A 10,214-nucleotide genomic window follows, 5' to 3' on the forward strand; every position below is an offset into this window, starting at 1 on the left:
GAGGCGCCCGACCTCACAGCCGGGCTGATCCGAACGAAAGGCCTAGTGCGGCACCCCCCGCCACCCGGACACCGGCAACGCGAACTTCGCCACCAGCCGATCCGTGAACGACGCGTGATGCAGCCGGGCCAGCCGCACCGGCACGGCCCCCCGCCGCACCTCCACCCGCGCCCCCGGCGGCAGCTCGACCGTCCGCCGGCCGTCGCACCACAGCACGCCCGGCGGGATGTGCGGCAGCACCTCCACCGCGAGCACGGAATCCGGCGAGGTCACCAACGGCTTCGCGAACAGCGCGTGCGCGCTGATCGGCACCATCAGCAGCGCCTCCACCTCGGGCCACACCACGGGCCCGCCCGCGGAGAACGCGTAGGCGGTCGATCCGGTCGGTGTGGACAGCACGATGCCGTCGCACCCGAACCCGGTCACCGGCCGCCCGTCGATCTCCAGCACGACTTCCAGCAGCTTCTCGGCGCCGGCCTTCTGCACGGCCGCCTCGTTGAGGGCCCAGTCGGTGTGCACGATGTCGCCGTTGCTGTGCACGACGACGTCGACGGTCATCCGCTCCTCGACCTCGTACGCCCTGGTCACCACCCGGTCGACGACCTTGTCCAGGTCGTCCCGCTCGGCCTCCGCGAGGAATCCGACTCGCCCCAGGTTGACGCCGAGCATCGGCACCCCGGACGCCCGCGCGAACTCCGCCCCGCGCAGCAGGGTGCCGTCCCCGCCCAGCACGATCAGCAGCTCGCACCCGTCGAGGCACTGCGGAGTCGCCTCCTTGACCAGCACGACCTCGTCCGGCAGCGGCAGATCCCGGGCCTCGTCCTCCAGGACCCGCACCCCGATCCCGGACCTCAGGAGCCCCTTCACCACGAGCTCGGCGCTGCGAATGGCTGCCGGACGCCCGGTGTGGGCCAGCAGGAAAACAGTACGAGCTCGGTTCGATGTCAACGCGGCCCCTCCGCCACTGCACGGTCAACGTCGGCCGGGTCCAGCTCCGGAGCACCGGCCCGCAGCCACAGAAAGTACTCGACATTCCCGGAAGGGCCGGGCAGCGGACTGGCGGTGACGCCCCGCACCCCGAGCCCCAGTTGCCACGCCTTCCCGGCCACCGCGCGCACGGCCTCCGCCCGCAGTTCCGGACTCCGTACGACACCCCCGCTGCCCAGCCGCTCCTTCCCCACCTCGAACTGCGGCTTGACCATCATCACCAGATCGGCGTCCGGGCGCACGCACCGCACCAGCGCGGGCAGCACCAGCCCGAGCGGGATGAAGGAGAGATCCCCCACGACCAGGTCCACAGGTTCTCCGTCGATCGCCTCGAGCGTCAACTCCCGTACGTTGGTACGGTCCTTGACGGTGACGCGTTCATCGCTCTGCAGAGTCCAGGCCAGCTGCCCGTAGCCGACGTCGACGGCGACGACGTGCGCCGCGCCCGCGCGCAGCAGCACATCCGTGAAGCCGCCGGTGGACGCCCCGGCGTCCAGCGCCCGCCGCCCCTCGACGGCCAGCCCCTGCGGCACGAAGACCTTCAGCGCCCCGGCGAGCTTGTGCCCGCCCCGGGAGACGTACTCGGGGTCGTTGTCGTCGGAGGCGACGACGATGGCCGCCGCGGTCTCCACCTGCGTGGCGGGTTTGGTCGCGACGGTCTTGCCGACGGTGACCCGCCCGGCGGCGATCAGCTGGCTGGCGTGCTCACGCGAGCGCGCGAGCTTGCGGCGGACCAGCTCCGCGTCGAGACGGCGGCGTGCGACTCCTGCCACGTTCGGTTCAGCTCCTATTGCCATACGTCGACGGGGGCGCCGGAGGTCCCGGGCGGGCGTCGAGCGCGGTGAGCGCGTCGCGCAGCCCCCGGTGTACATCCTCGTACACCTCGACGTGTCCGTCCGTGGCGAGGTGGTCGGCGTCGGCCAGCCGGTCCAGGGCGGCATCGACGTCGGCGTTCCCGGTGGGCGTGCGGGGCACGGCGAGCGGGGCCGGGGCGGCGGGGTCGTACGCGGACTCCGGCGCCGCCGGGACCGGCACCCCCACTGCGGGCACTTCGTCGTTCATGCCCCGACGCTACCCCGAAGCCCTGGGGTACCGTCGATCCGATGGCCACGATCGAGGAGTGCCGCAGCGCACTCGACAAGCTCTCGGACAACATGCGGCACTCCCAGGGGGGCGTGCGCGAGGCGGCGGCCCTGGACCGCTCGGTGAGCTGCCACATCACGGACTTGGACGTCACCTTCGCCGGCCGGATGACCGGCGGCCGGATCGAGGTGCGCGACACCCTTCAGGGCCCGCCGCGCGAGAAGGCGCAGATCCGGCTCGCGATGACCGGGGACGACCTGGTCGCGCTGGTCGACGGCGAGCTGCACTTCGCGCGGGCCTGGGGCTCGGGCCGGGTGAAGCTGGAGGCGGGCCTGACCGACCTGTTCCGGCTCAGGAAGCTGCTGTAGCCGCCACCTTCGCGCTCTGTGCCCGGGCCCCCGCGCGGGCCGGGCGCGCGGCCGGCACCACCAGCGGCGTACCGGTCTCCGGGTCGTCGATGACCTGGCAGCGCAGCCCGAAGACCCGCTCGACCAGCTCGGCGGTGACGATGTCGTTGGGCGCGCCCTGGGCGATCACCTCGCCGCCGCGCAGCGCGATGAGGTGGGTGGCGTAACGGGCGGCGTGGTTGAGGTCGTGCAGCACGGCGACGAGCGTGCGGCCCTGCCCCTCGTGCAGCTCGGCACAGAGGTCGAGCACATCGATCTGGTGCTGGATGTCGAGGTAGGTGGTCGGCTCGTCGAGCAGCAGCAGCGGGGTCTGCTGGGCGAGCGCCATCGCGATCCACACCCGCTGGCGCTGCCCGCCGGACAGCTCGTCGACATACCGGTCGGCCAGCTCGGCCACCCCGGTCTGCGCCATGGACTCCCGGACGACCCGCTCGTCCTCGCTCGACCACTGGCGCAGCAGGCCCTGGTGCGGGTACCGGCCGCGGCCGACCAGGTCGGCGACGGTGATGCCGTCCGGCGCGATCGACGACTGCGGCAGCAGGCCGAGGGTGCGGGCGACCTTCTTCGCGGGCATGGACTGGATGACCTCCCCGTCCAGCAGCACCCGCCCCTGGGTCGGCTTCAGCATCCGCGACAGGGCCCGCAGCAGGGTGGACTTGCCGCACGCGTTCGGGCCGACGATCACGGTGAAGGAGTTGTCGGGGATCTCCACCGAGAGCTGTTCGGCGATGACCCGCTGGTCGTAGGCGAGGGTGACGTTCTCGGCGGACAGGCGGTTCACGGTGCTCCTTCGGTTGTTCGGGGAGGGGGCGCTCATATCCGGCCCGCCCGGCGCTCGGTGACCAGCAGCCACAGCAGGTAGACGCCGCCGACGACGCCGGTGACCACCCCCACGGGCAGCTGGTCGGCGCCGAACAGCCGCTGCGAGACCCAGTCGGCGGTGACCAGCAGCGCGGCGCCCATGCACAGCGACGGCACCAGGTTCGGGCCGGGCGAGCGGGTCAGCCGCCGGGCGAGCTGCGGCGCGGTGAGCGCCACGAAGCTGACCGGGCCGGCGGCGGCGGTGGCGGCCGCGGTGAGCAGGACGGCGGACACCATCAGCAGCATCCGGACGCGTTCCACGCGCACCCCGAGAGCGTGGGAGATGTCGTCGCCCATCTCCATCATCCGCAGCCCGCCCGCGTTGGCGAGGACGAGCGGGACGAGGACGGCGCACAGCGCCAGCAGCGGCCACACCTGCGCCCAGTCCCGGCCGCTGAGCGAGCCGGTCATCCAGACGAGGGCGCGGGAGGCGTCGACCAGGTCGGCCTTGGTCATCAGATAGCCGTTGACGGCCGTGACGATCGCCGAGACACCGATACCGACCAGAACCAGCCGATAACCGTGCACACCCCGCTTCCAGGCGAGCACATAGATGGCGAGACCGGTCACCAGACCGCCCACCAGGGCCCCCATGGTGACCTCCGAGGCGCTGCCGGAGAACAGCACGATCACCACCAGCGCCCCGGCCGTCGCCCCCTGCCCGAGGCCGAGGATGTCCGGACTGCCCAGCGGATTGCGGGAGATGGCCTGGAACAGCGCGCCGCCGAGCCCCAGCGAGGCGCCCACCAGCAGGCCGACCAGGACCCGCGGCAGCCGCAGCTCGTTGACGATGAACTCCTGTCCGGCGTTCCCGCCGCCCAGCAGCGTCTTCAGCACATCGGCGGCCGCGATCGGGAAGTCGCCGGTGCCGATCAGCAGCACGCTCGCGGCGAACGCGGCGACCAGCAGCAGCATGACGACCGTGACGGCCCGGGCATCCACCCGCACGGACAGCCCGCCCGGGGTCCGCAGGGCGCGGGCTGTGCTCTTCTCTGCGCTTTTCTCTGCGCTCTTCACAGTTGCGCCGTCCTCCGCCGTCGTACCAGAAAGATGAAGACCGGGCCGCCGAGGATCGCGGTGACGATGCCGACCTGGAGTTCCGCGGGCCGGGCCACGACCCGGCCGATGACGTCGGCGCCGAGCAGCAGCACCGGCGACAGGACGGTCGCGTACGGCAGGATCCAGCGCAGGTCCGGGCCGGTGAAGGAGCGCACGACGTGCGGCACCATCAGCCCGACGAACACGATCGGCCCGCAGGCGGCGGTCGCGGCTCCGCACAGCACGGTCGCGGCGAGCATCGCCAGCGCCCGGGTGCGGTTGAGGTTGGCGCCGAGGGCCTTGGCGGTGTCGTCCCCCATGGCCATGGCGTTCAGCGGCCGGGCCAGGCACAGCGCGAGCACCATGCCGACCGCCATGAACGGCAGCACCTGGACGATGGTCTCGTCGGTGGCCGACGTCAGCGACCCCACCGTCCAGAACCGCATCCGGCCCAGCGCCGCCTCGTCCAGGATCATCACGGCCTGGAGATAGCCGTAGAGGGCAGCGCTGATGGCGGTGCCGGCCAGCGCCAGCCGCACCGGCGTGGCACCCCGGCTGCCACCGAGGAACCAGACCAGCGCGCCCACCGCGGCGGCCCCGCAGAACGCGAACCACACATAGCCGCTCAGGCTGGTGACGCCGAGAAAGGTGATGGCGGAGACGACGGCGGCGGAGGCACCCGCGTTGATGCCGAGCAGCCCGGGGTCGGCCAGCGGATTGCGGGTCAGCGCCTGGAGCACGGCACCGGCGAGACCGAGCGCCGCTCCGGCGAGCAGACCGAGCAGGGTCCTGGACAACCGGTCCGCCACGACCGTGTCCCCGTACGTCCCCGAATCCTCGAACAGGCCGTGCCAGACCTGATCCAGGGACAGCCCGCGGGCACCGATCGCGATGCTCGCCAGCGCGACGATCACCAGGATCACCACGGAGGCGAGCAACCCGACGGCCCGTGTCGCCCGGCGGTTCGGGGGCGCGGGAGCGGTCGCCGCGCGCGGTTCGGGAGGACTTTCAACCAACACGCAGTTAGGTTAGCCTACCCTGCCAACCGATCAAGATCAGGAGCTTCCTGCACCACCCGGAACACCCCCGTTCCCGCGAAACCGGCCTCCAGCGCCCCGTCGACCGCCCGCAGCCGCTCCCCGCTCACAGCCCCAACCGCGCCAACGCCTTCCCCGCGTCCAACTCACACGCCCCTTCCCCGGCCACGGCCCACGCGGCAGCACACAACGCCCGCAACCCGTCCAGCGCCTCCCCCTCTCCGGCCAGCTCCAGCCGCTCACCCCCCGCCGTAGCCGTCCACCCCCCGCACCGGAACCCGCCCCCGGCCTCGGCCACCTCGGGCTGCCCCGTCAGCAACCCCCGCAGATCCGCGTCCACGTACGTCGGCCGATGCCGAGGCTCCGCGGCCAGCAGCTGCGCCCCGTCCGTCACCCCGGTCAGCACCAGCAGCGAGTCGACACCCCCGTTGAACGCCCCCTCGATATCCGTGTCCAGCCGGTCCCCCACCACCAGCGGCCGCTCGGCCCCGGTCCGCAGAATCGTCTCCCGGTGCATCGGCGGCAGCGGCTTCCCCGCCACCCGCGGCTCGGCACCGGTGGCGATCCGCACCACCTCCACCGCGGCCCCGTTCCCCGGCGCGATCCCCCGCGCACCGGGGATCGTCAGATCGGTGTTGGACGCGAACCACGGCACCCCGCGCGCGATGGCGTAACAAGCCTCGGCGAACCGCCCCCACGGCAGCTCGGGGCCCCCGTACCCCTGCACCACCGCCGCCGGCTCGTCCTCCGCCGACTCCACCGGGACGAGCCCCCGCTCGCGCAGCGCCACCCGCAGCCCTTCCCCACCGACCACGAGCACCCGCGCCCCCGCCGGCACCTGCTCGGCGATCAGCCGCGCCACTGCCTGCGCGGACGTGATCACGTCGGACGCCTCCGCGGGTATCCCCAGCTCCGTCAGATGCGCGGCCACCGCGTCCGGCGTGCGCAGCGCGTTGTTCGTGACGTACGCCAGGTGCATCCCGCCCTCCCGGGCCGCCGCCAGCGACTCGACCGCGTGCGCGATCGCGTTCCCGCCGGCGTACACCACCCCGTCCAGGTCGAGCAGCGCCGTGTCGTACGCCTCGCTCAGCACCCGCCCACTGCCCGCGGGCCTCGTCCTGACGCCCTGGCTCATCGCACACCGCTCCTCGTCCACGTCCGGTCTCTTTCCCCGATCATCCCCCATGCCACTGACACACGTACGATGCCGGGATGAACACAGCAGGTCACTCGGAAGCAAAGGTGCGCCGAGGCCTGGAACTCACCCCGTTCCGAGGCCTGCGCTACGACCCCGACCGGGTCGGCAGCCTGGCAGCCGTGACATCCCCGCCGTACGACGTCGTGGTACGCCCCGACGGCCTGCACCACCTGGAGGCCGCTGACCCCCACAACATCGTCCGGCTCATACTTCCCCAGGCGGCCACCCCCACCGAGCGCAACGAGCAGGCCGCCGTCACCCTGCGCCGCTGGCTCGCGGAGGGCGTCCTGACCACCGACCCCGAGCCCGGCCTCTACGTCTACGAGCAGCGAGACGGCGCCGGCCTGCTGCAACGGGGCGTCATCGGCGCCCTGCGCGTCTCGGAGCCGTCGGAACACGTGGTCCTGCCGCACGAGGACGTCATGCCGCACGTGGTCGCCGACCGCGCGGCCCTGATGCGCGCCACCGAGGCGAACCTCGAACCCCTCCTGCTGACCTACCGCGGCAACGGCTCGGCCGCCGACACCACCGCCGTCATCGAGCGCATAGCCGACCTGCCTCCGCTCCTGGCCACCACCACGGAGGACGGCTTCCACCACCGCCTGTGGTCCGTGACCGCCCCCGCCGACGTCGCCAGGATCCAGGCCGACCTCGGCCGCCACCAGGCACTCATCGCCGACGGCCACCACCGCTGGGCGACCTACCGCCGGCTCCGCGCCGAGCACCCCTCCCCCAGCCCCTGGGACTACGGCCTGGTCCTGCTCGTCGACACCGCGCGCTACCCGCTGCGCGTCCGCGCCATCCACCGTCTCCTGCACGGCCTGCCGGTCGCCGACGCCCTCGCCGCCCTCGACGGCCTGTTCCGCGTACGCCACCTCGAAGCACCCCTCGCCGAGGCCCTGACCGCCCTCGGCGACGCCGCCCGCGACGGCAACGCCTACCTCCTCGCCGGCGACGGCGGCTTCCACCTCGTCGACCGCCCGGACCCGGCCCTGCTGGCCCGCACCGTCCCCGCCGACCGCCCCGGGGCCTGGCGCTCCCTGGACGCCACCGTCCTGCACGCCACCCTCCTCGACCACGTCTGGCGCATCCCCGAGGACTCCCCGGCCCACATCGCCTACATCCACGACGCCGCCGCCACCGTGGCCAAGGCGGAGCGCGACGGCGGTACGGCCGTGCTGATGCACCCGGTCCGCGAGGAGGTCGTCCGCGACCTCGCCCGCCAGGGCGTCACCATGCCCCGCAAGTCCACGTCCTTCGGCCCGAAACCGGCCTCGGGCCTGGTCCTGCGCGCCCTGGACAGCTGAGCGGCGCACCCGAGAACGCGCACGAAAAAGGGGCGAGACCGACTTCGGTCCCGCCCCTCTCGTGCTACGCGTCAGTCGCGGGCGTCGTCCTCGCCCTCGCCCTGGCCCGGCTCACGGCCCGCGGCGTCCTCGTCGAGCGCGTCGACGAACTCCACTCCGTCCAGCTCGGCAAGCCGGTCGGACGCGTCCGTGCTGCCGTCCCGGTCGGCCTCCACGGCCTTCGCGAACCACTCCCGTGCCTCGCGGTCCCGCCCGGCCGCGAGCAGCGCGTCGGCGTAGGCGTACCGCAGCCGCGCGGTCCACGGCTGTACGGCGTTGGAGGCCAGCTCCGGGCTCTGCAGCGTCACGATGGCCGCGTCCAGCTGCCCCATGTCACGCCGGGCGCCGGCCGCGACGAGCCGCATCTCCACCTGCCCGGCCTTGTCCAGCTTGTGCACCTCCGGCGCACCCGCCATGTCCAGGGCCTTCTCCGGCCGCCCGAGCCCACGCTCGCAGTCGGCCATCAGCGGCCACAGATCCACGGTCCCGGTCATCCGCCGCGCCGCCCGGAACTCGGCCAGCGCCTCGCTGTACTTCTGGTTGGCGTACGCCGCGAAACCGGCCGCCTCCCGCACCGCCGCGACCCGTGACGCCAGCCGCAGCGCGACCTTGGCGTAGCCGTACGCCCCTTCCGGGTCCTCGTCGATCAGCCGCGCGACCATGACCAGGTTCTTGGCGACATCCTCGGCGAGCGTCTTCGGCAGGCTCTGCAGCTCCTGCCGAACGTCCTTGTCGATCTCGTCGCCCGTGACGTCCTCGGGGATCGGCAGCCGCTTGATCGGCTCGCGGTCACGGTCCCGCTCGTCACGGAACCGCCCACCGCCGCCCCGCCGGTCGTCGCCGTCCCGGCCACGGAATCCACCGGGCCGTCCGCCCCGGTCGTCCCGACGCGGCCCACGGCTTCCACGGTCGTCCCGCCCACGGAAACCACCGCGCTCACCACGGCTGTCATCCCGCCGGAACCCACCACGGTCACCGTCCCGCCGGTCATCCCGGCGGTCGTCACGGCGGTCGTCACGGCGGTCGTCACGCCGATCGTCACGCCGAACATCGCGCCGGTCGTCACGCCGGAAGCCCCCACGGTCCCCGCGGTCGTCACGCCGGTCGTCCCGACGGAACCCACCGTCGCGGTCGTCCCGCCGGTCGTCACGCCGGTCGTCGCGTCGGCCGTAGCCGGCACCGCGACTGTCGTCACGACGGAAGCCCCCGCGATCGCCACGGTCGTCACGCCGGTCGTCCCGACGGAAGCCTCCACGGTCCCCGCCGCCGTCACGCCGGTCGTCGCGCCGGCCGTAGCCGGCACCGCGACTGTCGTCACGACGGAACCCGCTCCGGTCACCGTCACGGCGGTCATCACGCCGGTCATCGCGTCGGACGTAGCCACCGCGGTTGTCGTCCCGCCGGAAAGCCGGCCGGTCGCCACGGTCGCTGCGCTCATCCCGCCGGTCATCCCGACGGAAGCCACGATCGCGGTCGTCTCCCCGGGACCCACGATCCCGGTCGTCCCGACGCGGTCCACGATCGCGATCGTCACCACGCCGGTCGTCCCGCCGGTCATCGCGCGGGCCGTAGCCGGCACCGCGACTGTCGTCACGACGGAAGCCGCCGCGGTCGCCGCGGTCAGCACGCTCACCTCGGTCGTCCCGTCGGTAGCCACCGCGGTCGCCGCCGTCACGACGGCCGTAACCGCCCCGGTCGCGGTCGTTACGGTCGCGGTCGCTGCGCTCGCCGCCGCGACGGAAACCGCCGCGATCGCCGCGATCCCCACCATCCCTGCGCCGCTGGTCGCGCTCCGGACGGTCGTCGGGAGAGTTGGTGGACATCGGTGACTCCTGTCTTCGGTACCGCATGCATTGTAAAAACAAAAGGACCCCTGGTCCCAGCTGAACGCTGGTGACCAGGGGTCCTCCAAAGATTGTTCGGCGGCGTCCTACTCTCCCACAGGGTCCCCCCTGCAGTACCATCGGCGCTGTAAGGCTTAGCTTCCGGGTTCGGAATGTAACCGGGCGTTTCCCTCACGCTATGGCCACCGAAACCCTAATGGTTTCGAGCGAACAAGCACACTCTTCTGTTATGCGTTCTACTCAAAGCCGACAACGGTCGTTGTCTCAGAACTAACACAGTGGACGCGAGCAACTGAGGACAAGCCCTCGGCCTATTAGTACCGGTCAACTCCACACGTTACCGTGCTTCCATATCCGGCCTATCAACCCAGTCGTCTACTGGGAGCCTTACCCCATCAAGTGGGTGGGAGTCC

11 protein-coding genes and 2 rRNA genes are annotated in these 10,214 nt (G+C 72.4%); 2 read left to right on the top strand and 11 right to left on the bottom strand.

The window, feature by feature from the left end; translation table 11 throughout:
* Nucleotides 1-42: 42 nt before the first annotated feature.
* From VE614_RS22930 to VE614_RS22940, 3 genes are read right to left on the bottom strand one after another with little or no spacing between them, the layout of a single operon-like run.
* Nucleotides 43-948, bottom strand: coding sequence for an NAD kinase (locus VE614_RS22930; protein WP_324940286.1), 906 nt, complete (start codon nucleotides 946-948; stop codon nucleotides 43-45).
* On the bottom strand, nucleotides 945-1,760 hold the full coding sequence (locus tag VE614_RS22935; protein WP_324940289.1) for a TlyA family RNA methyltransferase: 816 nt from the start codon (nucleotides 1,758-1,760) through the stop codon (nucleotides 945-947). The genes VE614_RS22930 and VE614_RS22935 overlap by 4 nt, the downstream gene beginning before the upstream one ends.
* A 7-nt stretch (nucleotides 1,761-1,767) precedes the next feature.
* Complete coding sequence (locus VE614_RS22940; protein WP_324940291.1) at nucleotides 1,768-2,049, bottom strand: hypothetical protein; 282 nt, start codon at nucleotides 2,047-2,049, stop codon at nucleotides 1,768-1,770.
* Nucleotides 2,050-2,090: 41 nt separating this feature from the next.
* On the opposite strand from VE614_RS22940, the gene VE614_RS22945 reads away from it, so the two are divergent.
* Nucleotides 2,091-2,438 (top strand): sterol-binding protein, encoded by a 348-nt coding sequence (locus VE614_RS22945; protein ID WP_324940294.1) that lies wholly within the window; start codon nucleotides 2,091-2,093, stop codon nucleotides 2,436-2,438.
* Here VE614_RS22945 and VE614_RS22950 read toward each other — a convergent pair.
* The 4 genes from VE614_RS22950 to VE614_RS22965 all read right to left on the bottom strand — a co-directional run bounded on the left by VE614_RS22950 (nucleotide 2,422) and on the right by VE614_RS22965 (nucleotide 6,548).
* Nucleotides 2,422-3,294 (bottom strand): ABC transporter ATP-binding protein, encoded by an 873-nt coding sequence (locus tag VE614_RS22950; RefSeq protein WP_324940297.1) that lies wholly within the window; start codon nucleotides 3,292-3,294, stop codon nucleotides 2,422-2,424. The two genes, VE614_RS22945 and VE614_RS22950, sit on opposite strands and share 17 nt — an antisense overlap.
* The gene (locus tag VE614_RS22955; protein WP_324940300.1) at nucleotides 3,291-4,355 is read right to left on the bottom strand and encodes a FecCD family ABC transporter permease; all 1,065 of its coding nucleotides are present in this window, start codon (nucleotides 4,353-4,355) and stop codon (nucleotides 3,291-3,293) included. Before VE614_RS22955 ends, VE614_RS22950 begins: the two co-directional genes overlap by 4 nt.
* Complete coding sequence (locus VE614_RS22960) at nucleotides 4,352-5,395, bottom strand: FecCD family ABC transporter permease (protein ID WP_324940303.1); 1,044 nt, start codon at nucleotides 5,393-5,395, stop codon at nucleotides 4,352-4,354. Before VE614_RS22960 ends, VE614_RS22955 begins: the two co-directional genes overlap by 4 nt.
* A 124-nt stretch (nucleotides 5,396-5,519) precedes the next feature.
* Nucleotides 5,520-6,548 carry an HAD hydrolase-like protein gene (locus VE614_RS22965; RefSeq protein WP_324940306.1) on the bottom strand — a complete coding sequence of 343 codons (1,029 nt, stop codon included), beginning with the start codon at nucleotides 6,546-6,548 and terminating at the stop codon, nucleotides 5,520-5,522.
* A 77-nt stretch (nucleotides 6,549-6,625) separates the two neighbouring features.
* Between VE614_RS22965 and VE614_RS22970 the strand changes: the two genes are divergently transcribed.
* A complete protein-coding gene (locus tag VE614_RS22970; RefSeq protein ID WP_324940308.1) occupies nucleotides 6,626-7,918 on the top strand; it encodes a DUF1015 domain-containing protein in 1,293 nt (430 codons plus the stop codon).
* A 71-nt stretch (nucleotides 7,919-7,989) separates the two neighbouring features.
* Here VE614_RS22970 and VE614_RS22975 read toward each other — a convergent pair whose 3' ends face one another.
* From VE614_RS22975 to VE614_RS22990, 4 genes are all read right to left on the bottom strand, one after another.
* Nucleotides 7,990-8,619 (bottom strand): hypothetical protein, encoded by a 630-nt coding sequence (locus VE614_RS22975; protein ID WP_324940310.1) that lies wholly within the window; start codon nucleotides 8,617-8,619, stop codon nucleotides 7,990-7,992.
* On the bottom strand, nucleotides 8,604-9,728 hold the full coding sequence (locus tag VE614_RS22980) for a hypothetical protein (protein ID WP_324940313.1): 1,125 nt from the start codon (nucleotides 9,726-9,728) through the stop codon (nucleotides 8,604-8,606). The genes VE614_RS22975 and VE614_RS22980 overlap by 16 nt, the downstream gene beginning before the upstream one ends.
* Nucleotides 9,729-9,874: 146 nt before the next feature.
* Nucleotides 9,875-9,991 (bottom strand): 5S ribosomal RNA (rrf, locus tag VE614_RS22985).
* Between the two features lie 104 nt (nucleotides 9,992-10,095).
* Nucleotides 10,096-10,214 (bottom strand): 23S ribosomal RNA (locus VE614_RS22990); the annotation flags it as partial.

The sequence above is a fragment of the Streptomyces sp. genome (genome assembly GCF_035645055.1).
Classification (GTDB): domain Bacteria; phylum Actinomycetota; class Actinomycetes; order Streptomycetales; family Streptomycetaceae; genus Streptomyces.

What these genes read in the sequence shown, in the direction of transcription:
- VE614_RS22965 (WP_324940306.1), bottom strand. Translation starts at nt 6,548, where the DNA reads ATGAGCCAGGGCGTCAGGACGAGGCCCGCGGGCAGTGGGCGGGTGCTG.
- VE614_RS22975 (WP_324940310.1), bottom strand. Translation starts at nt 8,619, where the DNA reads ATGGTCGCGCGGCTGATCGACGAGGACCCGGAAGGGGCGTACGGCTAC.
- VE614_RS22950 (WP_324940297.1), bottom strand. Translation starts at nt 3,294, where the DNA reads ATGAGCGCCCCCTCCCCGAACAACCGAAGGAGCACCGTGAACCGCCTG.
- VE614_RS22970 (WP_324940308.1), top strand. Translation starts at nt 6,626, where the DNA reads ATGAACACAGCAGGTCACTCGGAAGCAAAGGTGCGCCGAGGCCTGGAA.
- VE614_RS22945 (WP_324940294.1), top strand. Translation starts at nt 2,091, where the DNA reads ATGGCCACGATCGAGGAGTGCCGCAGCGCACTCGACAAGCTCTCGGAC.
- VE614_RS22940 (WP_324940291.1), bottom strand. Translation starts at nt 2,049, where the DNA reads ATGAACGACGAAGTGCCCGCAGTGGGGGTGCCGGTCCCGGCGGCGCCG.
- VE614_RS22980 (WP_324940313.1), bottom strand. Translation starts at nt 9,728, where the DNA reads ATGGTGGGGATCGCGGCGATCGCGGCGGTTTCCGTCGCGGCGGCGAGC.